14 protein-coding genes are annotated in these 23,275 nt (G+C 68.8%); 9 read left to right on the top strand and 5 right to left on the bottom strand.

The genetic code is table 11. The annotated features are described in order from the left end of the window. Positions 1–347: 347 nt before the first annotated feature. Both ACIRGA_RS38795 and ACIRGA_RS38790 read right to left on the bottom strand, forming a co-directional pair. Positions 348–1,361, bottom strand: a complete 1,014-nt coding sequence (locus ACIRGA_RS38795; RefSeq protein ID WP_400951666.1) for an ElyC/SanA/YdcF family protein — start codon at positions 1,359–1,361, stop codon at positions 348–350. A 109-nt stretch (positions 1,362–1,470) separates the two neighbouring features. Beyond that, complete coding sequence (locus tag ACIRGA_RS38790) at positions 1,471–3,090, bottom strand: ABC-F family ATP-binding cassette domain-containing protein (protein WP_400951661.1); 1,620 nt, start codon at positions 3,088–3,090, stop codon at positions 1,471–1,473. 63 nt (positions 3,091–3,153) lie between these two features. On the opposite strand from ACIRGA_RS38790, the gene ACIRGA_RS38785 reads away from it, so the two are divergent. From ACIRGA_RS38785 to ACIRGA_RS38775, 3 genes are all read left to right on the top strand, one after another. Then, positions 3,154–3,510 carry a DUF6412 domain-containing protein gene (locus tag ACIRGA_RS38785; RefSeq protein ID WP_378371084.1) on the top strand — a complete coding sequence of 119 codons (357 nt, stop codon included), beginning with the start codon at positions 3,154–3,156 and terminating at the stop codon, positions 3,508–3,510. A 68-nt stretch (positions 3,511–3,578) separates the two neighbouring features. Then, positions 3,579–4,361 (top strand): membrane protein insertase YidC, encoded by a 783-nt coding sequence (gene yidC, locus ACIRGA_RS38780; protein ID WP_400951655.1) that lies wholly within the window; start codon positions 3,579–3,581, stop codon positions 4,359–4,361. Between the two features lie 43 nt (positions 4,362–4,404). Continuing rightward, on the top strand, positions 4,405–4,968 hold the full coding sequence (locus ACIRGA_RS38775) for a hypothetical protein (RefSeq protein ID WP_400951651.1): 564 nt from the start codon (positions 4,405–4,407) through the stop codon (positions 4,966–4,968). A gap of 63 nt (positions 4,969–5,031) precedes the next feature. Here the strand turns inward: ACIRGA_RS38775 and ACIRGA_RS38770 are convergent, their stop codons facing one another. After that, positions 5,032–7,380 carry an excinuclease ABC subunit UvrA gene (locus ACIRGA_RS38770; protein WP_400951646.1) on the bottom strand — a complete coding sequence of 783 codons (2,349 nt, stop codon included), beginning with the start codon at positions 7,378–7,380 and terminating at the stop codon, positions 5,032–5,034. 58 nt (positions 7,381–7,438) lie between these two features. Here ACIRGA_RS38770 and ACIRGA_RS38765 point away from each other — a divergent pair, with 58 nt between their 5' ends. After that, entirely contained in the window at positions 7,439–8,398 is a 960-nt protein-coding gene (locus ACIRGA_RS38765; protein ID WP_400951642.1) for a helix-turn-helix transcriptional regulator, read from the top strand. Positions 8,399–8,444: 46 nt separating this feature from the next. On the opposite strand, the gene ACIRGA_RS38760 is transcribed toward ACIRGA_RS38765, so the two are convergent. Continuing rightward, positions 8,445–8,915, bottom strand: a complete 471-nt coding sequence (locus ACIRGA_RS38760) for an Lrp/AsnC family transcriptional regulator (RefSeq protein ID WP_400951639.1) — start codon at positions 8,913–8,915, stop codon at positions 8,445–8,447. A 161-nt stretch (positions 8,916–9,076) separates the two neighbouring features. Between ACIRGA_RS38760 and ACIRGA_RS38755 the strand changes: the two genes are divergently transcribed. Beyond that, a complete protein-coding gene (locus tag ACIRGA_RS38755) occupies positions 9,077–12,526 on the top strand; it encodes an indolepyruvate ferredoxin oxidoreductase family protein (protein WP_400951636.1) in 3,450 nt (1,149 codons plus the stop codon). 5 nt (positions 12,527–12,531) lie between these two features. Here the strand turns inward: ACIRGA_RS38755 and ACIRGA_RS38750 are convergent, their stop codons facing one another. Next, the gene (locus ACIRGA_RS38750; RefSeq protein ID WP_400951632.1) at positions 12,532–13,692 is read right to left on the bottom strand and encodes a glycosyltransferase; all 1,161 of its coding nucleotides are present in this window, start codon (positions 13,690–13,692) and stop codon (positions 12,532–12,534) included. A 332-nt stretch (positions 13,693–14,024) separates the two neighbouring features. Here ACIRGA_RS38750 and ACIRGA_RS38745 point away from each other — a divergent pair, with 332 nt between their 5' ends. From ACIRGA_RS38745 to ACIRGA_RS38730, 4 genes are all read left to right on the top strand, one after another. Next, a complete protein-coding gene (locus ACIRGA_RS38745; RefSeq protein ID WP_400951671.1) occupies positions 14,025–15,149 on the top strand; it encodes an HAF repeat-containing protein in 1,125 nt (374 codons plus the stop codon). A 778-nt stretch (positions 15,150–15,927) separates the two neighbouring features. Continuing rightward, positions 15,928–16,815 (top strand): aminoglycoside phosphotransferase family protein, encoded by an 888-nt coding sequence (locus ACIRGA_RS38740; protein ID WP_400951626.1) that lies wholly within the window; start codon positions 15,928–15,930, stop codon positions 16,813–16,815. A 341-nt stretch (positions 16,816–17,156) separates the two neighbouring features. Further along, positions 17,157–20,471, top strand: coding sequence for a fibronectin type III domain-containing protein (locus ACIRGA_RS38735; protein ID WP_400951622.1), 3,315 nt, complete (start codon positions 17,157–17,159; stop codon positions 20,469–20,471). A gap of 197 nt (positions 20,472–20,668) precedes the next feature. After that, positions 20,669–23,092: a glucan 1,4-alpha-glucosidase gene (locus tag ACIRGA_RS38730; protein WP_400951618.1), complete on the top strand. Its 2,424-nt coding sequence runs from the start codon at positions 20,669–20,671 to the stop codon at positions 23,090–23,092. Positions 23,093–23,275: the final 183 nt, after the last annotated feature.

Genomic DNA, 23,275 nt, shown 5'->3' with positions numbered 1-23,275 from the left:
GCCCTGGTCACCACGCCGACAGGCCGGTCAGTGTCCGTGAGGTCCTGAAACATCAACTGTCCGACATGTCCTGAACTCAGACATGTCGTTAGAACCCTACTTGCCACTCACGACCTCCGCGCGAAGATGCGCAAAGTTCCCAAATCGGTCACTTTAGGCTGAGGCAGTGTCCTTTGTGGACGATCAGGATCGCGCTGCCCCTCTTCGACAAGCTCGCTCATGTAATCCGGGCCACCTGCCTTGCCCCGCAATAACCGACCCCACGTGAAAACGTGCGCAAAGGCATCAATCGGACATCCCATCGACGGAAAGTGTCCTTGTGGACACTGAAGCCCGGTCGGCACCACTCACGAGAAGGCGCGCGACACCTGCGAAAGCACGATGAGCCCGCAGATCACCAGGTTCTTGTACTTGTGCTCCACCACGATGGCGACGAATTCGCGGATGGTGGCGCTCGGCCAGAAGTACCAGGCCGTCGGTGACCCGATGACCTGGCCGTTCACCTCGGCGCGGCGGGCGATGAGGGCGGCGCGGAGCACGTGGAAGTTGTTCGTGACGACCGTGCACCGGTAGTCCGCCTTCCGTCCCTCCATGATCTCGGCGCTGAAGGTGAGGTTCTCGAACGTCGTCCGAGACCGGTCCTCGAGCAGGATCCGCTCCCTCGGCACACCGTTCTCGACCAGATACTCCGCCATGGCGTGGGACTCGGGCAGGTCTTCGTCGGGGCCCTGCCCGCCCGAGGTGACCACCATCGGTTCCCCGCCGCGGCGGGCTTCGGCGTCGATCACGCGCCGGGCGCGGTTCAGCCGTCCGGCCAGCAGCGGCGGGACCCGGTGACCGTCCAGCAGCCCCGAACCCAGCACCACGACGAAGTCCACACCCTTCTCGGTGCGGATGCGGCCGTAGAAGATCGAGTAAAGGAGGAAGCAGACGAAAAGGAACGAGAAGTAGACGACGAGTCCATTGAGGATGCCCCGCACGATGTCTAGGGGTTCCCAAGCGAGCTGCGTGACGGTGGCGTTGAAGACGATCAGCGCGCAGACACCGATCCCGGTCAGCAGCGAAAGGACGTTGGCCAGCCTGCGTCCTTCGCGGCGGAGCATGGTGATGCCGTTGCAGATCAGGAAGATCGTCAGCGCGAGGACCGTCGGGATGATCAGCAGGATCACGCCGACCGCGACGAAACCCGCCGCCTCGGGCGACACCGACGCGAGCAGCGCGATGAACGTCACGCCGAGGAAGAGGAGCGCGAAGAAGAGGTAGAAGCCGTTCCGCAACTTGCGGCGGTCCCGAAGAAAACTCACCAGGAACGCCGCGCAGCACAAGGCCGCGATGGCGAAGGGGATGACAGCGGCCTCCACGGGAAACTCCAGCCTTGGGACGATGCGGGCACGCGGCGGCATTCAAACACACGACGGAGCCGCCGAAGACACTTCCCGTTGGTGTGTCGCCGTTCCTAGCCCGACTGGGTCACCGCGCGCGTTGCACCGGCCGCTCGTCCCACACCGGTTCCGCGGTTTCGCGCACCTTCCCGTCTGAGCCGAACACGAGGTACCGATCGAAGGAGCGCGCGAACCACCGGTCGTGCGTCACCGCGACAGTGGTGCCTTCGTAGGCTTCCAGCGCCTGCTGCAGCGCTTCCGCCGAAGCGAGGTCGAGGTTGTCGGTCGGTTCGTCGAGCAGCAGGATGGTGGCGCCACCGATCTCCAGCAGCAGGATCTGGAACCGCGCCTGCTGGCCGCCGGACAGCTTCTCGAATCGCTGGTCGCCCTGTCCGTCGAGTTCGTAGCGGCGCAGGATGTTCATCGCGGGCCCGCGGCTGCGCGCGTAACCGGTCCAGAGGATATCGACGAGCGTGTGCCCGAGCAGTTCGGGGTGGGCGTGCGTTTGCGCGAAGTGGCCGGGGACGACGCGGGCGCCGAGTTTCCACCGGCCCTCGTGCGCGACGTCTTCGCCCGCCAGCAGCCGCAGGAAATGTGATTTGCCGGAGCCGTTCGAGCCGAGCACCGCGACCCGTTCGCCGTAGAAGACCTCCAGGTCGAAGGGTTTCATCAGGCCGCTGAGTTCGAGCCCTTCACAGGTGACGGCGCGGACGCCGGTCCGGCCGCCGCGCAGGCGCATGGTGATCTTCTGTTCGCGCGGGGGAGCGGCGGGCGCGCCCGCCTCCTCGAATTTCCGCAGCCTGGTCTGCGCGGCGTGGTAGCGCGAGGCCATTTCGTCGCTGCGCGCGGCGTACTGACGCATGTCGGCGACGAGTTTCTTGAGCTGGGCGTGCTTTTCGTCCCAGCGGCGGCGGAGTTCCTCGAAGCGTTCGAACCGTTCCGCGCGCGCCTGGTGGTAGGTGTCGAAGCCGCCGCCGTGCACCCAGACGTCGCCGCCGGCGGGACCGGGCTCGACGCTGATGATCTTCTTCGCCGCCCGTGCGAGGAGTTCCCGGTCGTGCGAAACGAACAGCACGGTCTTCTGGGTGTCGCGCAGCCGCTCTTCCAGCCACTGCTTGCCGGGGACGTCGAGGTAGTTGTCCGGCTCGTCGAGCAGGAGGACGCCGGATCCGCCGAGGAGCAGCGCCTCCAGCACCAGCCGCTTCTGTTCGCCGCCGGACAGCGTGCGCACCTCGCGCCAGCGCGCTTTCTCGTACGGCAGGTTGAGCGCCGCCGTCGTGCACTTGTCCCACACGACTTCGGCTTCGTAGCCGCGAGAGTCGCCCCAGTCGCCGAGCGCCTGGGCGTACGCCATCTGGTTCGCCTCGTCGTCGCGTTCCATCAAGGCGAGTTCGGTCTCGTCGACGGCGCGGGCGGCGGCGCGAAGCGCTTCCGGCGACACCGAGACGAGCAGGTCCCGGACGGTCCGTTCGTCACGCACCGACCCGACGAACTGCGGCATCACCCCGAGGCCGCCGCTGATGGTCACCGAGCCCTCGCTGGGGGAGAGTTCCCCCGAGATCAGCCGCAGCAAGGTCGTCTTGCCCGCCCCGTTGGCGCCGACGAGCGCGCAGACGCTGCCCTCCCCGACCCGGAACGAGACATCGTCGAGGAGCAGCCGCCCGTCGGGCAGGTGGTACTCGACGTGCGCGACCTCCACGTGACCCATTTCGACAGACTGCCCGCGCCCTCGGGAATCACGCAACGCAATATCTCCGGTAGTGTCGGTGACGTGGAGCGAACCTACTTCGGCGTGCGGCTCAAGCTGATGCTTGCGCTGTTCCTGCCCGAGTTGTTCGTCGTGCTCCCGGTCGTCGGCGGGATCAACCCGCTGAGCCTGGCCACCGCGCTGACGGCGTCGGTGGCGGTCGCCAACCCGCTCGGGCTGGCCGCCGCCTTGACCGCGTCCCTCGCCGCCGTCCTGCTCGCGCTCGCGGCGCATTTCCGCCTCGAACCGGCGGCCGCCGCGATGCGGGTGCGCGCCATCAGCCTGCGCGAACGCGCGCAGCTGTTCTTGAGCCTGCGTGATCCCGACGCGCGTGGCCGTGTCCGGCCAAGGGCTCCGTCACAGGGCATCGCGACTGCCTGACCTTTCTCGTTCGAAGGTGAGGCAGTCACTCCTGCCCGCATACCTTCGACCGACGGAGTGACCTGGTCATGTTCGATGTCTTCCTGTACCCCGTTTCCGCGATTCTCTGGTTCTGGCACAAGGTCTTCGGTGCCGTGTCGAGCCCCGACTCGGGCGTCGCCTGGGTGCTGTCCATTGTGTTCCTCGTCTTCACACTGCGTCTCCTGCTGGTCAAACCCGCTCTCAGCGCGCTGCGCGCGGGCCGTCGCATGCAGGCGCTCGCTCCCCGGATGCGGGAGCTCAAGGAGAAGTACGGCAAAGATCGCCAGCGGATGGCGAAGGAGATGCAGAAACTGCACGCCGAAACGGGCGCGAATCCGCTGGGCGGCTGTCTTCCGTCGCTGATCCAGCTTCCGGTGTTCCTATCGCTGTACTGGGTCCTGCGCGACTTCACTCCGGGAGCCGCCTCGAACCACGTTTTCGACCACGCCGGTGTGCAGTCGTTCTTGAACGCTGACCTGTTCGGCGCGAAGCTCGGCAACTGGCTCTCGCAACCCGCGGCGGAACTGGCCGCGTTCGGCACGGACCACGTCCACATGATCGCCGTCGGGGTGCCCCTGATGCTGATCGCGAGCCTGGCCACGTTCTTCTCGATGCGTTCGGGACTCGCGCGGCAGACCGCGACCGCTCCGGAGGCGGCCGGGATCACCAAGCTGATGATGTACCTGGCGCCGGTCGGCATGCTGGTCTCGGGAGCGTTCTTCCCGGTGCCGATCGGGGTGCTGCTGTACTTCCTGGCCACCAACGTGTGGACGTTGGGCCAGCAGCATTTCCTCACCAAGGTCGTCGAGAAGGAGGACGCCGGTCGCTGACCGACCGGGACCGGTCCCGTCCGAAGGCCTTACGCTCTGCCGGATGAAGAGCCGGACGGCGATGCGCCTTCGAGTGACCGTGGCGCTCGCCGCCGGCTGCCTGCTCGCGGGCTGCGGCTCGAACCCGCCGGAACCCGCGCCCGCACCGCCGCCGCCGTCTCCGACCGGCCCGGATCCCGCGCTGGTCTCCTGGGCGAGCGGGTACTGCGGCGCGGTCAAGGACATGCGGTTGATCGTCTACACCATGGCGAAGGGGTACGACATCAAGACCGAGGCGGATCTGCCCAAGGCGGCGGACTCGCTGAAGAAGCTGGACACCGCGTTGACCGCGGCGATAGCAGGGCTGGAGAAGCTCCCGCAGGTCGCTCCGCCCGCTCAGGACGCCAACAAACTGGCCGCGGGCGAGCTGGCGTTCTACCGGAAGCTGCACGGGGACGTGACCGAGTTCCGTACCTTGCTGCCGCGAGGCGGCGTCGAATACGCCAAGTCCGCCCTCATGCTGAGCGGAGTCGATCTGGCTTCGCACGCACCCGAGATCAAGACCGGCGACGTTCCAGGCCTCGACAAGGCGATGAAGGCCGACAAGGCATGTGAACTTGTCGGCTAGATCACGCGAAACAGGGCGAAGAACTGTTCGGTACCGGCGTGTCGGGCAAAGCCCGATGGGGAATCATCGCGCTCGCCCGGGAACTGTTCCCGGGCGGGTGGGTGTTCCCGGCGCCGTCCGGCGCCGGGAACGCGTCCGCAGATGACGCCCGGTCAGTGACGCGGAGTCCTCGGCCAGCGCCGCGGGCGTCCCCTCGAACACGACCGTCCCACCGTCGGCACCCGCGCCCGGTCCGATGTCGATGACGTGGTCGGCGTGCGCGATCACCCGCTGGTCGTGTTCGATCAGGACGAGGGTCGCGCCGGCGTCGACGAGTTCGTCGCAAAGAGTGAGCAACCGGTCGACGTCGCTGCCGTGCAGTCCGGCCGTGGGTTCGTCGAGGACCAGACGCAGCTCGTCCGCGGGGCCGGCGTCGGCGAGGTGACGGGCGAGCAGCAGCCGTTGCCTTTCGCCACCGGACAAGGTGTCGAGACTTTGCCCGATCGTCAGGTAGCCGAGTCCGACCCGGTCCAGCCAGCGCAACCGTCGTCCGACGGCGGACGGCTCGCCGAACAGGGCGGCGGCGTCCGCCGGGTTCATCGCCAGGACGTCGGCGATGGTCCGGCCGTTCAGGCGCGCGGCGAGCGCCTCCGGGTTGAACCGGGTGCCGCCACAGGCGTCACAGCCTGTCTGGACGTCGTCGAGGAACGCCAGATCGGTGATGATGACGCCCTTTCCCTTGCAGACCGGGCAGGCGCCGCGGCCGTTGGCGCTGAACCACGACGGATGTTTCCCGGTGGCCTTTCCGAAGGTTTCGCGAATGGGCTCGGCGATGCCGAGCACCGTGGCAGGCGTGGACCGGATGCCACCGCGCAGCGGAGCCTGCTCGACGACGACGAAATCGGGATGCTGCCGCGGGAGTTCGCCGGTGATCAGGGTGCTCTTGCCGGAGCCCGCGACACCCGAAACGACGGTCAGGACGCCGAGCGGCACGTCGACGGTGACGTCACGGAGGTTGTGGCTGCGGGCGCCGGAGATCGTCACGGCGCCTCGCGCGACGCGGGTCCGCTCTCGGAAGCGAAGCGGGGCACCGAGGATCCGCCCGGTCTCGGTACCGGCCGTGACGAGTTCGCCGGGGCCGCCTTCGAACTGGACGCGTCCGCCGCCGTCACCGCCGGCCGGTCCGAGGTCGATGACGTGGTCGGCGGCCGCGATGACCGCCGGATGGTGTTCGACCACGAGGATCGTGTTGTGCGCGTCGCGAAGCCTGGCCAGCAGTTCGAGAAGGCGGTGCACGTCGTGCGGATGCAGGCCGGTGCTGGGCTCGTCGAACACGTAACAGACGTCGCTGAGCGCGCTGCCGAGATGGCGGACGATCTTGACGCGCTGCGCCTCGCCGCCGGACAGCGTCCTCGACTCCCTGGACAGGCTGAGGTAGCCGAGCCCCACGGAATCCAGCGCGTCGAGCCGTTCACGGATCGCTTGCGGCAGCGGCGCCACCGACGGATCGCGCACGGCCGCGACGACGTCACGCAGCTCGCCGACCGGCATGGCCGACCAGTCCGCGATGGACCGGCCGTCGATCAGGCTTCCGCGTGCTGCTTCGGAAAGGCGGGTTCCCGCGCACTCCGGGCAGACGCCGCGGGTGACGACTCCGGCGAGCCCTTCCTGTTCCTCGGCCGTGAGCCGCGACGGCGTCTTGCGCAGGTACGAATCCCGCAGGCGCGGGACGATGCCGTCGAAGCGGCCGTGCTTGGGGTATTCGGCGCCGGGTTGGTCGAGGGGGAGTGCTTCGGCGTGCAGCAAGGTTTCGACCTTCGCCGCAGGTAACCGTCCTAACGGGACATCGGGGTCGACGAGTCCGGAGTGGACGAGCCGTTTCCAGCGGTAGGTCCCGGGGGCGAACGTCGGGAACCGCACGGCGCCCTCGCGCAGGCTTCGTGAGCGGTCGAGCAGCCGGTCGAGGTCGATGTCGTCGACGACGCCGAGCCCTTCGCACTGCGGGCACATGCCAGCCGGATCGTTGAACGAGTAGGCGGGGGAGAACCCGGCGCCCGGCTTTCCGAGGCGGGAGAACAGCAGGCGCAGCAACGGCGCGATATCGCTCGCCGTGCCCACGGTGGACCGCGCGTTGCCGGTGAACCGCCGCTGATCGACGATCGTGGTGAAGACCAGCCCGTCGATCCGGTCGACATCGGCGGGCGGATGCTGGGGGAGCCGGTTCCGGACGAAGGCGGGATAGGTACCGGTGACCAGGCGCTCGGCTTCGGCCGCGATGGTGTCGAAGGCCAGCGACGATTTCCCGGATCCCGACACGCCGGTGAACACCGTGAGCCGGTGTTTCGGCACCCGCACCGAGATGTCGCGAAGGTTGTGCGTTCGCGCTCCTTCCACCGTGATCCACCGGCCTCGGTCAGTTTGAACTTTCGCCATGAATCGAGGCTACGATGAGTTGTGGCCGGATTATGGCCACAACTAGCGGGGAGGCGTTGTGACGGCACCACGGGAACGGATGCTGCGGCTGCTGTCGCTCCTGCAATCCGGCCGGGCGTGGCCCGCCGCCGAACTCGCGACGGCCATGGAAGTCCCGCCGCGCACCCTCCGCCGCGACATCGACCACCTTCGCGGCCTTGGCTATCCGGTGGAGAGCAGCCGCGGTCCGGGAGGCAACTACCGGCTGGTCGCGGGCACCGCGCTGCCGCCGCTCATGCTGGAACACGACGAGGCGATCGCCACCGTGCTCGGTCTGCGGCTCGCCGCGGCGGGCGGAACCGGCGTGGACCTGACCGCCGAATCGGCCGACCGCGCGGCCGCGAAACTCCGGCGCGTCCTGCCGGCGGCGCTGCGACGGCGGACGGACGAAATGCTCGCGGCGGTCGAGTTCGGGAGCGGTGAACAGCCGCGGGTCGCCCAGGACGTCCTGAACGTCCTGGCCGCGGCGATCGCGGCTCGCCGGTGCCTCGAGTTCGCGTACACGGGGAAGGACGGCCCGTCGTCACGGACGGTCGAGCCGATGCGTCTCGTGCAGCTCGGCAGGCGGTGGTACCTCTACGCCTGGGACCTCGACAGACGGGACTGGCGGAGTTTCCGGCTCGACCGGATCGCCACGCCGTTGATGACCCAGGTGGCGTTCGAGCCGCGCGCGCTCCCTGTCGACGACGTCGCGGCTCATCTCCAGGAACGCTTCCACAGCCCGAAATCCCTCCGGATCACGCTGACCCTGGAGGTCGGTGCCGAGGAGGCCGCGGCCCGGCTTCATCGGATCGACGGGAGTTTCGAGGCCCTCGCTGACGACAGGTGCCGCTATGTCGCGTACGTCGATTCCTTCGAGTGGCTGGCGGTCGTCCTGACGCTCACCGACATCGGGTTCACGGTGGAGGAACCGGCGGAATTCGGCGAGTACCTCGCGCGGACGGGGGAGCGGTTGCTGCGGGGAAGCGGACACGTGTGATTGGAGGGCGATCACGCGTGATTGGAGGGCGAACTCGCGTGAGCGCTCAGACGTCGCCGGGGTACGGCCACTGCTGGCCTCGCGTCCAGGAATCCAGCACCATCAAAGTCTTCGTGCCGGTCACTTGGTGATGTCGCCGGATCTCGTCGATGGTGCGCTGCAGGTGGCCCATGTCCCGCACCCGCAGCCAGACGAGCGCGTCGGGGTCGCCCGCGATGGTGAACACCGCCTGGGCCTCGGGCATCCGGGTGGTGGTGCGGACGATCTCGCCGACCTTGGTGGTCCCGGTGAACCGCAGTTCGGTGAACGCCTCGATGCCCCAGCCGAGTTTGGCGTGGTCGATCTGGACGGTGTAGCCGACGATGACGCCGTTCTCCTGCATGCGGTCGATCCGGCGCTTGACCGCCGCGGTGGACAGCGTGACGCGGGCCCCGATGTCGCCCAGGGTGCGCCGGGCGTCCTCCCGCAGGAGTTCGAGGATCTCGCGATCGGTCTCGTCGATGAGCTGGTCCGCCATGAGCCAGATGGTACGCAGACGCAACGGATATCGGCCAGAGGAGAAGATGGGCCGGATTTTTTGCGCGCCGGGGGTCAATAGACTGCCGCCTGTTGCGACGGCCCGCGCGGTCGGGTCTCCTGTCGTGACGTCGCACGGGGGTGCCGAAGGAGGCAGGTCTGGTGGAGCAGTTCACGTTGGAGGACCGGTATCTGCGGGAGGACGGCACCGTCTACCTCAGCGGCGTCCAGGCCCTGGTCCGGATGCTGTTCGACCGGGTGCGGCACGACCGCGCCGCCGGGGCGTCCCCCGCCGTGTTCGTCTCGGGCTACGAAGGGTCCCCGCTGGCCGGGTACGACCTCGAACTCGGCCGCCGCTCCGTCCTGCTCGAGAAGCACGACGTCGTGCACCGCCCCGGCCTGAACGAGGAGCTCGCCGCGACCGCGGTCATGGGCAGCCAGCTGACCGCGTCGGTCGGCTCGTCGCGTGGCGGGGTCACCGGGTTCTGGTACGGCAAGGCACCCGGCCTCGACCGGGCGACCGACGCCCTGCGGCACGCCAATCTCGCGGGTACCGACCCGGCGGGCGGCGCGGTGGCGCTCGTCGGCGACGATCCGAACGCCAAGTCCTCCTCGGTGCCGTGCGCCTCCGAGCTCGCGCTGGCCGACCTGGCCATGCCGGTGTTCTTCCCGTCCGACTCGCAGGACGTGCTGGACTTCGGGCTGCACGCCGTCGAGCTGTCCAGGGCGAGCGGGTTGTGGTCGTCGATGAAACTCGTGGCGAACGTGGCCGACGCCGCGAGCACCGCCCACGTCCGGCCACGGTGGACCGCGCCGGAGCTGGCGCTGCCCGCGTATCGGCACAAGCCCAGCTCCCGCCTGCTCGGGACCACGTTGATGGCGCTCGAACGCAGCCTGTACACCGAACGCGTGCCGCTGGCCGTCGAATACGTGCGCGCGAGCGGGATCAACCGGATCGTCCAGGAAGGCCCCGCGGACCGTGTCGGCATCGTCACCGCCGGAAAGTCCTATTTGGACTTGATGCAGGCACTGCGGCTGCTCGGCCTGGACGCCGAAGCGTTGTCCCGGCATGGGATCCGGATCCTCAAACTCGGCGTCATCCATCCGCTCGAACCGTCGATCATCCGCCGGTTCGCCGACGGCCTGAGCGAGATCGTCGTGGTGGAGGAGAAGCGCTCGTTCGTCGAGTCGGCGATCAAGGAGGTGCTGTACGGCACCGCCGGCGCGCCCGCCGTGTACGGCAAGACCGGCCCGGACGGCCGCACCCTGTGCACCGAACTCGGCGAACTCGACCCGGACGCCGTCGCGAGGGTGCTGGCCGCCCGGCTGAGCGAGCACCACGAGATCCCGTCGGTGACCGCGTGGCGGCAGCGCCGCCGCCGTGAGCGCATCTCGGTGCCGTTGCTGGCCAGGACGCCGTACTTCTGTTCCGGCTGCCCGCACAACTCCTCGACCAAGGTGCCCGAGGGCACGGTGGTGGGCGGCGGCATCGGCTGCCACGCCATGGCGCTGTTCATGGAGCCGGAACAGGTCGGGGACGTGGTCGGCCTGACCCAGATGGGTGGCGAGGGAGCGCAGTGGCTGGGGATGGAGCCGTTCGTCGACGCCTCGCATTTCGTGCAGAACATCGGCGACGGCACGTTCACCCATTCCGGCAGCCTCGCGGTGCGGGCGGCGGTGGCCGCGGGGGTGAACATCACCTACAAGATCCTGTACAACGCGACGGTCGCGATGACCGGCGGGCAGGACGCCGTCGGCGGGCTCTCGGTGGACCGGCTGGCGTCGTTGCTCCTGGTCGAAGGCGTCGCGAAGGTGGTCATCACCAGTGACGAGCCGAAGCGGCTTCGCGGCGTCCGTCTGCCGGACGGCGTCGAGGTCCGGCACCGCGATGAATTGCTGAGCACGCAAGAGGAATTGGCCCGCGTTCCCGGCGTGACGGTGCTCATCCACGACCAGGAATGCGCCGCCGAGAAGCGCCGCAAACGCCGTCGCGGCAAACTGGAGACCCCGGCCGCCAAGGTCGTGATCAACGAGCGGGTGTGTGAGGGCTGCGGCGACTGCGGCGAGAAGTCGAACTGCCTGTCCGTGCAGCCGGTCAGCACCGAGTTCGGCCGCAAGACCGCGATCCACCAGTCGTCGTGCAACGTGGACTACTCGTGCCTGGCGGGGGACTGCCCCTCGTTCATGACGGTGGTGCCCACCGGACGCAAACACCGGGCGCGGCTCGCAGAGCTCACAGCGGCCGAACTGCCCGAGCCCGAGACCGCTGGTCCCGACTTCACCGTGCGCATCACCGGGGTCGGCGGGACGGGCGTCGTGACCGTCGCGCAGATCCTCGCCACGGCCGCGGTGATCGAGGGCAAGCAGGTCCGGACACTGGACCAGACCGGGCTCGCGCAGAAGGGCGGCGCCGTCGTCTCGGATCTGAAGATCACCGCCGAGCCAACGCCGCAGGCCCCGAAACTCGCGGCGGGGGAATGCGATCTCTACCTGGCCTGTGACGTCCTCGTCGGCGCGGATCCGGCGCATCTGACGGTGGCGGACCCCGGCCGGACCACGGCCGTGGTCTCCACGACCGAGGTGCCGACCGGCCGGATGGTCGTCGACACCACGGTGTCCTTCCCCGACGCGGCGGCGGTGCGGGGCGCGATCTCCGACAGCACGGCGCGAACCGTGGCGCTCGACGCGCGGGCGCTGGCGGAAACCCTGTTCGACGACGACCAGTTCGCCAATATCCTCCAGCTCGGCGCGGCGCATCAGACCGGCGCCATCCCGCTGGACGCGGCCAGCCTGGAACGCGCGATCGAACTCAACGGGGTCGCCGTCGCGGGCAACCTCCAGGCGTTCCGTCGCGGCAGGCAGCTCGTCGCCGATCCGGACGGGCTGCACGCCGCGGTCGCTCCGCCGGCCGTCGCCGCGACCCCCGCCCCGTCGGCGGCCGCCCTGCGTGCCCGCGCGCTCGTGCACGCCGAGCCGGGTTCGGAGCTCGCGCGGCTGCTGGACATCCGCGTCCCCGAACTCGTTCAGTACCAGGACGTTCGCTACGCGCGGGAGTACGCCGAGTTCGTCGAGCGCGTCCGGATCCTGGAAGGGGATTCGACCGCCGTCACCGAAGCGGTGGCACGCAACCTGCACAAACTGATGGCGTACAAGGACGAGTACGAGGTCGCGCGGCTGTCGCTCGATCCCGCCGTGCTCGCCGGGATCGAGGCGGAGTTCGGCGTCGGGAGCCACTACGCCTACCGCCTGCATCCGCCCGTGCTCCGCGCGCTGGGGATGAAGCGGAAGATCGCGCTGGGCCCGAAGTTCCGCCCGGTGTTCGTCGCGCTGCGCGCCGCGCGGAAGCTGCGTGGCACGCGCTGGGACCCGTTTGGCAAGGCGCACGTCCGGAAGGTGGAACGGGAACTCGTCGGGCAGTACCGGGAGACGATCCTCGCCGCTTTCGGCACGGAGGACGCCGATCGCGGCAGGCTTCTGGCCTTGGCCGAGCTGCCCGATCTGGTTCGCGGCTACGAGGACGTCAAACTGGCGAACGTCGAGGCCTACCGCCGGGAGCAGGCCGCGCTCCTCGCCGATCTCGTGCGGACGGACCGGCTCGGCGCGAACACCTGACGGCGTCAGTTCACGTACTCCTGCAGCTGTTCCAGGACGGAGGCGGGTGCCGGCATCGCGGCGATCCACGCGGCCAGGGACGCGGCCGAGGCGCGGTACGCGGGGTCGTCGAGCACCGTGCGGACGGCGTCGCGGATGCCGGTCCGGGTAGGGGAGCCCGGATCGGTGAGTACGCCGGCGCCCGCGCCGTCGACCTGGGCGGCCATGTCGAACTGGTCGGTGGCCAGCGGGGAGACCACCAGCGGCACGCCGTGCGCGAGCGCGCCCAGCACGGTGCCCGCCCCCGCGTGACAGACGACCGCGTCGACATACGGCAATATTCGTTGCTGGGGAAGGAAGTTCTCGATACGCACCCCGTCGGGCTGAGCGCCGAATCGCGTCCGGTCACCGTCGCGGCCGATGGTCGCGACGACGTTGACCCGTTCGCCGTGCAGCGCGGAGATCATGGTCTCCAGTACACCCGGCCGGGTGTTGTGCGAGGTTCCCGCCGTGACGTAGACGGTCTTGTCGTACGGCAGCCCGTCGAGGACGTCCGGGCGGCTTCCCCCGGCCGGAAGGACCCCCTCCGGGCGCACCGGCGGGCGGATCGGGTGATCCCAGGTGATTCCCGGTGGCAGCAAGGGTTCCGGCCAGATGTCCAGATACGGGACGGTGTCGTGCGCGGGGAACCGGTCGAGGCCGAAGCGGTTGACGATCGGGTCGAGCGCCCGCCAGCCGCCCGCCATGATCGCGGCGGGTTTCGGCGGCCCGATCCCGTGCACCACATAGGGCAGACCGGCGATGGCCGCCGCAGCGGGTGCGGCGAATTCGGCGGCGCCCGCGATCACCAGATCCGGCCGCCGCTCCCGGATCGACGTCAGCATTTCGCCGACTCTCGAACCGGCCCCGGTCTCGGCCATCACGGTGACCACGTACGTCAGCTTCTCGTCCGGTGACATCTCGGCGAGTTCGGCGGGCGAGTACCTGCTCCAGGCCCGGCGGGCGGCCGCCTCGTCGCCCTGCCCGTCCACGCCGATCGTCGGCAAGCCGTGCACGCGCGAGTGCTCGACCGCGCTCTCCCCGGTCGCGAACACGACGTCGTGGCCCCGCTCCTGTGCCGCCAGGGCCAGCGGCAGCAAGGGGGCGATATGGCTGTAACCCGCTCCGGCGGAGAAGAACAGACGCATCGCCGAAGGATACCGCCTGACACGGCCGAACGTACGAATGCCGCCGTCCGATTGTATTTCCCGACGGCATTTTCCGGGGCGTCCGTGCTTATTGTGTCAAGAATGTGCCTGGTTTTCGGCGACAGGTGCGCGCGGCGGTCAAATTCGTTGTCCGTCAAGAGGTTCGGCCGTGCGACGGGCCCGGTCGGCTGTTCGTGTGAACGCGATCGAGGCGGAGCGATTCGTTAAGCGAGTGCATTAGTGTCGCTCCGGGGTCCGCATATCGCACACCACTGGATCGGGATTGGGGAGTCATCGTGACGAGGAATCGTGTGCCGGTCGGGCGAAGACGGATGTTCACGCTGGTGGCGGCGCTCGCCGTGGTCACCGGCGCGGTGACGGGGACCGCGCGGGCCACCACGACGGGGCCGGTGGATCTCGGCACGTTGCCCGGGGACGACGAGAGTACGGTCCTCGCGGTCAACGAGGCGGGGGAGATGGTGGGGCTGTCGCTCGTGGGGCCGACCCCGAAGCGCAGCCATCCGGTTCGCTGGGACGCCAACGGTCAGATCATGGCGCTGCCCACGCCGGGCGGCACCGAAGGGCAAGTGCGTGCCATCAACGAACTCGGCGTGTCCGCGGGTTACGTGCTGACCGCGACCACCGCCGTGCCCGCTCGCTGGGACGCCGCGGGCCAGGTGACCTTGCTGCAGCTTCCGCCCGGCTATCACAACGCCACCGCGTGGGCGATCAGCGACACCGACGTCGTCGTCGGGAACTGGCTGACGCCGGACAATCAGTTCCACGGGTTCCGCTGGGACCCGGACGGCGTGGCCACCGATCTGGGTGCGTTGCCCGGCGAGACCTGGAGCATGACCGAGGGCATCTCCGGTGACGGAACCATCATCGTCGGCAGCGCCGTCCGGTCCGCGGCGAACCAGGCCGCGCGGTGGGTGAACGGCGGGCCGATCACCGAGACGGCGCCACAGGGCGTGAGCAGCGGTGCGGGCCGGATCAACAAGGACGGCGTGGCCGCCGGATCCCTGCGCGAGACCAGCAGCGGGCCTCCGATCCCGGCGAAATGGGATCGGGACGGCGCGATTTACCCCATGGACTGGCCCAGCCCCCACTCGGTGTGGATCTACGGGATCGGCCCCACCGGTTACGTGGTCGGCTCCGGCTACCTCTACCCGCCTCGCCGATCGGCCCTGCTCTGGGACCTCGATGGCGACGTCATCGCGCTGCCCGACGACGGTCTCGGCGCCGACGCCGAAGCGGTCGACTCCCAGGGCACGGCGGTGGGCACTTTCCGGAGCCAGGCCACGGTCTGGTTCCGGGACGGGGAACGCAGGCAGCTCGGCACGCTGCCCGGCGGCACCCGTAGCCAGGGATACCGGATCACGGACAGCAGCCGGGTCGTCGGCACCGCCGCCAACTCGGCCGGAAAGTCGCACGCGGTGTACTGGACGCTCGGCTAGCGACACGTCGCGTTGGATTCTTGGCCGATACCTGTGACAGGGGAGGATCCCGGACGTCCAACGTCCGGAATCCTCCCCACTCGGCATGTCTGCGGCCAGGCTTGGGCGGCATGACCATGATCAACGGAGGATCGGGGACGTTGAGTGTCCCTGATCCTCCGTTGATCATGGTCCGGGGCCGGTGCACCTTGTCGGGAGGTCAGGCCAGGCCATTCCCCGAGCAGGTCTCCGGTGTCCCCGTCGTAGAGGCATGGGTGGCCGTACAGGGCAAGGAAATTGCCTGAGAGCGGAACGACGTCGCCGACCGGCTTGTCCAGTCGACGACGCCAGACGAAGGTCCGGGTGGTGGCTGACCACCGGGCCAGCATGGTGGGCGCGAGGCCGTCGGGGCCGTCCGGGTCATTTTCCTCCGTGGACGTGCTGATCACGATGTCTTCGACGATGAAGCCAGCCCTTGGGCTGCCAGACCCAGCCGGCACTGAGCAAGTACCTACCGCTCGTCGAGGCGGCCAAGCGCGGATGGAAGAAGTCGCTCGGAGCCGTCGGTGAGGCGCTCTCCGAACATCGTCGAGTCCGGTGACACGTGGTGGAGCGTTGCCCCGATCCAGACCAGCGCCTTCGAACCCGCGGCAGTGGTGACCTCGCGCCGAATTTTTCGCGCGGACTTCAGCCTGCCCCACTCCGGGCCGGAAGTCCGTCGAATATCGCTGGACGGCACGACGAGACTCGGTGGGTGGATTCCTCCCGAGCAAAGAGCACAACGCCTGATCTCGGTCCGATGCCGCGGCGGATCACCGTCGACGTGACGCAGGTGCGCCTGTTGGTCGACGCGCAGTTCCCGGAGTGGGCCGGTCTTCCGGTGCGTCCGGTGGCCGCGTCCGGTTGGGACAACAGGACTTTCCGGCTCGGCGAGGACATGGTGGTGCGGCTGCCGAGCGCCGCCGAGTACGCGTTGGCGGTGGACAAGGAACAGCGCTGGCTCCCGCTGCTCGCTCCCCGGCTGCCGCTGCCCGTTCCGGTCCCGCTGGCGAAGGGACGTCCTGGCGCGGGCTATCCCTTCGAGTGGTCCGTCTACCGATGGCTCGACGGCGAACCCGCGACTGCCGACCGTATCTCCGACCCGGTCCGGTTCGCTCTCGACCTGTCCGATTTCCTTGTTGCGTTGCAGAGCATCGATACCGTCGACGGCCCTCAGCCGGGCAAGCACAACTGGTTCCGGGGAGCCACCCTGCGCACCTACGACGCGCAGGTCGAGCGCGCGCTCACCAAGCTGGACGGCGACATCGACGCCGGAGCGGCCCGCGAGATCTGGAAGACCGCGCTCGACGCCACCTGGCACGGAGTGGATCGCTGGTTCCACGGTGACATGGCTCCGGGGAATCTCCTGATCGAGGGCGGAAGGCTGGCCGGCGTCATCGATTTCGGCACCTGTGGCGTCGGCGATCCGTCCTGCGACTTGGCGATCGCCTGGACGTTGCTGACCGCCGACGGCAGGGAGGCGTTCCGCGGACGGCTCGCGGTCGACGCTGGGACGTGGGCGCGCGGTCGCGGCTGGGCGCTCTGGAAGACGTTGGTCACCTGCGCCCGGACGAGGGGGCACGCCGACGAGGAAGCCGTGAACGCGCGCCGCGTCTTGGGCGAGATCCTCTCCGACCGGATGGGCTGACCCGGTCGCCGCCCTGTTGGCCAGTAACCATCCGCCCGGGGGTGACGGCGGGCGTTTTGGGGGCGTGGCTGACAGATTCGCGAACGGTGAATCGACCGCGTATGACAAAGACCGGGAATGGTCGCGCGGCCTCTGTGATTTTGCTTGCCTGTCGAGCCTCGCGGGTGTGTTAATTCCCTGTGGCATACCCGTAAATGTGCACACGCGCCCGCTGGGAAGAGCCCGTGAAAGCGGGCATTAATCGTTTGTCCGATGGTTGCGGCGGGTGTGGTCTATGTGTTGGAGAGGGACCTGTGAAACACAGAAGACGTAGTCGAAGACTGGCCGGGGGCATCGCCGTCGTGAGCACGGCGGCCTTGGTGGCACTGGGTCTCGCGATCGGCTCGGGCACCAGTTCGGCGGCTCCGGGTGAGCTCACGCAGAATTACTCGTGCCCGTTCCCGTTGATCGGTGATCAGAGCGTCTCGGTCACCATCAAGACCACTCAACCTTCGACGATCGAGACCGGGAAAATGACTCCCGCCATCGCGATCACCGCCGTGTCCAACGCGGGCAAAACGGCGACGGAAGGTTTGCGTCTCGTCGGTGCCGAGTCCATCAAGGGCACCGCGAAGGCGACCTCGACCGTGACGATGCCCGGCAGCCAGGGCGCGATGACGGTGAAGGTCGATTCCGACGTGCCGAAGCAGCCCATCCCGGCGGCGGGCAACGACCTCGTCGTGAACGCCACCGGCAGCGCGCCCGCGCTGAGGTTCGATCAGCCGGGCACCGCGACGCTCGCCGTGAACAACCTGCAGCTGGTGATGACCCCGCTCAAGGCCGACGGCACCGAAACCGGCCTCGGCACCTTCACTTCGGACTGCAAACTGGCGGCGGGGGCCGAGACCGTCCTGCAGACCTACACGGTGACCGGTTCGCCGGTCGCCCCGGAAGCCGTTGTCGGCACCGGGAACCACCCGCCGCTGCGGCAGGTCTACAGCTGCCCGTTCCCGTTGATCGGCAACCAGGACGTCACGGTCGACATCAACGCCACGCTGCCCGACTCGATCCCGGTGGGGCAGTTCACGCCCAAGATCGACATCACGGCCGTGTCCAACGCGGGCGCGACCGCGACCGAAGGGCTCCGGCTCGTCGGTGCCGAGACCATCAAGGGATCGGCGCTGGCCACTTCGCTGGTCTCCAGCCCGCAGGGGCATCTCGCGGTCGGCGTGCCGACCGCGGTTCCGCAGCAACCCATCCCGCCCAAGGGCAACGACCTGGTGATCAAGGCGACCGGTTCCGCGCCGTCGCTGCGGTTCGACAAGCCGGGGACGGCCACGCTGTCGGTGCACGACCTGGTGCTGACCATGACGCCGTTGACGGCCTCCGGCGCGGAAACCGGCCTCGGCACGTTCGTCGCGGATTGCACTCCCGCGAACGGCCAGGCCAACGTGCTGCACACCTTCACCGTCACCCCGGCCGCGGACACGACCGCGCCTTCGGCCCCCGGTGCCGTGACGGTCGGTGACGTCACCCAGAACAGCGTCGCGCTGTCCTGGGGCGCCGCCACCGACGACGTCGGCGTGACCGGGTACGACGTCTACCAGGGCGCGAATGTCGTCAAGTCCGTGACCGGTACGTCGGCCACGGTCGACGGGCTCACCCCGGACACGGAGTACGCCTTCACCGTCAAGGCGAAGGACGCGGCGGGCAACGTCTCGCCGGCCACCGCGGCCGCCACCGCTCGGACCGCGAAGGCCCCGGACACGCAGGCGCCGACGACGCCGGCCAACGTGCACTCGACCGGCACCACCCAAACCAGCGTGACGCTGGCCTGGGACGCTTCGAGCGACAACGTCGGCGTCACCGGCTACGACGTCTTGAAGGGCACCGAGGTCGTCAAGTCGGTCACGGAACTTCAGGCCACGATCGACGGTTTGACGGCGGACACCGAGTACAGCTTCACCGTCGTCGCGAAGGACGCGGCGGGTAACGCGTCGGCGGCGAGTGCCGCGGCCACGGCGCGGACGCAGGCGGCGCCCGACACGCAGGCTCCCGGTGCGCCGGGCAACCCGCGCTCGACCGGTACCTCGGCCTCCAGCGTCGGCCTGGCGTGGGACGCGTCGAGCGACAACGTCGGTGTCACCGGGTACGACGTCTACAACGGCGCCACCCTGGTGAAGTCGGTGACGGAAACCAGCGCCACCGTCGACGGTCTCGCGGCCGACACCGAATACAGCTTCACCGTGGTGGCCAAGGACGCGGCCGGGAACAAGTCGGAGCCCAGCGCGCCGGTGACCGCCCGGACCGCCACGGCCCCCGACACCGAAGCGCCCAGCGTTCCGGCCGGTCTCGCCACGACCGACGTGACCCAGTCCAGCGTCGCGCTGTCCTGGAACGCGTCGAGCGACAACGTCGGTGTCGTCGGCTACGACGTATTCAACGGTGCGACGCTGGTGAAGTCGGTGACGGGGACTTCGGCCACTGTGGACGGTCTCGCACCGGACACGGAGTATTCGTTCACTGTGGTGGCGAAGGATGCGGCGGGCAACGCGTCGGCGGCGAGTGCCGCGGCGACGGCGCGGACGCAGGCGGCGCCCGACACGCAGGCTCCCGGTGCGCCGGGCAACCCGCGCTCCACCGGGACCACGCAGTCCAGCGTGAGCCTCGAATGGAACGCGGCGACGGACAACGTCGGTGTCACCGGCTATGACGTCTTCAACGGCGCCACCTTGGTGAAGTCGGTGACGGGGACTTCGGCCACTGTGGACGGTCTCGCGCCGGACACGGAGTACTCGTTCACCGTGGTGGCGAAGGACGCCGCGGGCAACGCGTCGGTTCCCAGCGCCGCCATCACCGTCCGGACGCAGGGCGCGCCCGACACGCAGGCGCCCGGTGCGCCGGGCAACCCGCGGTCCACCGGGACCACGCAGACCAGCGTGAGCCTCGCGTGGGAAGCCGCGACGGACAACGTCGGCGTCACCGGATACGACGTCTACAACGGCAGCACCTTGGTGAAGTCGGTGACGGGAACCTCCGCGACGGTGGACGGCCTCACGGCCGACACGGAGTACACCTTCACCGTGGTCGCCAAGGACGCCGCGGGGAACAAGTCGGCGGCCAGTGCGCCGGTCACGGCGAAGACCCAGCCGAACACGTCCCCGATCGTCAAGTACAGCTACGACCTGACCGGCAAGACACAGCTGAAGAAGCTCACCGGCCCGATCGACCTGCGCGGTGGCATCAACGCCGCGATCAGCCTGTCGAACGGGACCTTCGACGCCGACCTCACGCTGAACCCGACGAGCGCGAACCTCACGCTCTGGGGCTTCGTCCCGGTCAACGCGAAGATCGAGTTCGTGTCGGCGGGCAAGACCACCGGCACGCTGGCGGGAGGGGTGCTGAAGTCGACCTCGGCGGTGACGGTCAAACTGCCGCGGATCAGCGTCTTCGGCTTCCCGGTCTCGGCGAGCGCGAAATGCCAGACGAAGACGCCTGCGCAGATCCCGCTCCAGTCGAAGGCCGGCTTCGACCCGCTCGCCGGTGGCAAGCTCAGCGGGTCCTACACCCTGCCGCCGCTGCAGGGCTGTGGGTTCCTCAACGACATCATCACCGGTGTCACCTCCGGCCCCGGCAACACGGTGGAGGTGAACCTCAAGCCGCGTCCGGTCGGCTGATCCCGCGGAATCCCCGATCCGGCCCCGTCGCCTCTCGCGGCGGGGCCGGATCGCTGCGCCGGTCGTTGAGACGACCGGACCACCGGTCTGAGTGGTCCGGTTACTCCGATCGGCCCTGCCGGGCGCGACGGTCAGGTAATAAGTTGCCGCTAACAACAAATCCTGCCGTCGATGAAGCCTGTGGGAAGGGACCCCTCATGAAGTCACCGAAGCGGCGTCGCGCGACAGTCGCGCTGTTGACCGCGGCAGCGCTCCTGGCGGCCACGCCGGTGAGCGCCGCGCCACTGGCGGACGCGCCTGGCGCACCGGGCACCGGATCGGCCTGGACGACCGGGGGCAAGGAAGGTTTCGGTACCGCCACCGGCGCGGCGTCGAAGGTGTGGTTCACCCTCGGCCAGGGCATCAGCCACGAGATCTACTACCCGACCGTGGACGTCGCCAACGTCCAGGACCTGCAGTACGTGGTGTCCGACGGCGCGAGTTTCACGCAGCTGGAACGCGATCACACCACCAAACAGCTGGTGCTCACCGATCCCCGTTCGCTGAGCTACCGGCAGATCAACACCGCCACCGACGGCCGCTACCGCATCACCAAGACCCACACCGCCGACCCGGCCCGGTCCACCGTGCTGATCCAGACCAGGTTCGAGGTGCTCAGCGGCGGCCCGCTGCAGTTGTACGCGCTGTACAACCCGTCCCTGAACAACAGCGGCATGGGGGACACCGGCGCCACCTCCGGCGGGCAGCTGGTCGCTTCGGACGGGCCGGTGTCCAGCGCTTTGGCCGCCTCCACCGGCTTCGTCAAGGCGACCAGCGGCTACAGCGGGACCGCGAGTGACGGTTACGTCGATCTGAGCGGAGACCACGTTCTCGGCGCGCAATACGACTCGGCCTCGACGCCGGGGAACGTGGTGCAGCTGGGGCAGATCCCCGTGGGGACCGACACCACCTTCACGCTCGCGGTCGGTTTCGGAGGTGATCGCGGCGCCGCGTCGGCGAACGCGTCAGCCTCGCTCGCGGGTGGTTTCGCGGCGGCGGACACCGCGTACCGGTCCGGCTGGAGCGGCTATCTCTCGTCGCTGGCCGCAGTGCCCCGGTCGGTCAGCGGTGCCGGCCTGACCACGCAGTACAACGTCGCGCTGATGACGCTGAAGGCCCACGAGGACAAGACTTATCCGGGTGCGAACGTCGCCTCGCTCACCAATCCGTGGGGTGAGGCGAAAGACGCGAACAGCACGGGGGACTGCGGCTACCACGCCGTCTGGGCTCGCGACCTCTACCAGGTCTCGACCGCGCAGATCGCGGCGGGCGACTCGGCGGCGGCCAACCGTTCGGCCGACTATCTGTTCACCGTCCAGCAGCGACCCGACGGTTCCTTCCCGCAGAACACCCGGCTCGACGGCACCAACTGCTGGACCAGCCTGCAGATGGACGAGGTCGCCTTCCCGATCGTGCTCGCGTGGCAGCTGAGCCGGTTCGACGCGGGGATGTGGGCGAAGGTGAAGAAGTCCGCGGACTTCCTGCTCGCACGCGGTCCCTCCACGCCGCAGGAACGCTGGGAGGAGAACGGCGGCTACTCGCCGTCCACCATCGCCGCGGAGATCGCCGGGCTGATCTGCGCCGCCGACATCGCCGAACGCAACGGGGACACCACGAGCGCCGCCCGCTATCGCCAGACCGCCGACCAATGGCAGGCGCAGGTCAGCGCCTGGACGTTCACCACGTCCGGCCCGCTCGGCGACGGCCGGTACTTCCACCGTATCGACGGAAACGGCAATCCCAACGACGGCCAGAACGTCTTCCTGCAGAACGGCGGCGGGAACCACGACGAGCGCGCCATCATCGACGCGGGCTTCCTCGATCTCGTGCGGCTGGGGGTGAAACCGGCCGCCGATCCGGATGTCGCCGCCTCACTGTCCGAGGTGGACTCCACGCTCAAGGTGGACACCCCGAACGGCCCGATGTGGTACCGATACAACCATGACGGCTACGGTGAGACCGCGTCCGGAGGTCCCTACACCGGTGCCGGCGTCGGACGGCTGTGGCCGCTGCTCACCGGTGAACGCGGAGAATACGAACTGGCCAACGGCCGCCCGGCGACGACGCACCTGTCCACCATGGCCGCCTCGGCGAACTCCGGTTTCCTGATCCCGGAACAGGTCTGGGACCGGCCCAGTGCCGGGGGCTTCACCTTCGGCGAAGGCACCGGTGCGGCGACACCGCTGGCCTGGTCGATGGCGCAGTTCGTCCGGCTGGCGCATTCGATCGACGCCGGTGCGCCCGTCGAGACGCCGTCGGTGGTCAAACAGCGGTACAGCGCGGCGTGCTCCGGCGTTTCGGCCGAGTTCACGGTGAACGCCACGACTTCGTGGGGCCAGAACATCTTCGTCGTCGGCGACCGCGCCGAACTCGGCGCGTGGAACCCGGCGAACGCCGTCCCGCTGTCGTCCGCCGCCTATCCTTTGTGGACAGCGAAGGTCTCTCTGCCGAAGGGGGCAGCCTTCCAGTACAAGTACATCCGCAAGGAGGGCGGCACCGTCACCTGGGAATCGGGTGCCAATCGCGTGGGTACCGCTTCGAGTGGCTGCACGTTGGCGCTGAACGACACCTGGCGGCCCTGACCTCGTACGGTTCCCTTGAGGGGTAAGGCAAAGGTGTCTTGTTCGTGGGTGGGCCGGTGGTGGGCTGAAGGCTCCCTTCACCGCGTCCGACCTGGATCCACCGGTGGGTTTTGTTGGTGATCTTGGTGGGGTTTGTTGATCTTGTTGGTGGGCGTGGGCGTGCTGGGGTGTGCTGGCTGGTCC

The organism is Amycolatopsis sp. NPDC102389 (genome assembly GCF_044765885.1).
Classification (GTDB): domain Bacteria; phylum Actinomycetota; class Actinomycetes; order Mycobacteriales; family Pseudonocardiaceae; genus Amycolatopsis.
This window is presented reverse-complemented; position numbering and strand designations above follow the sequence as displayed.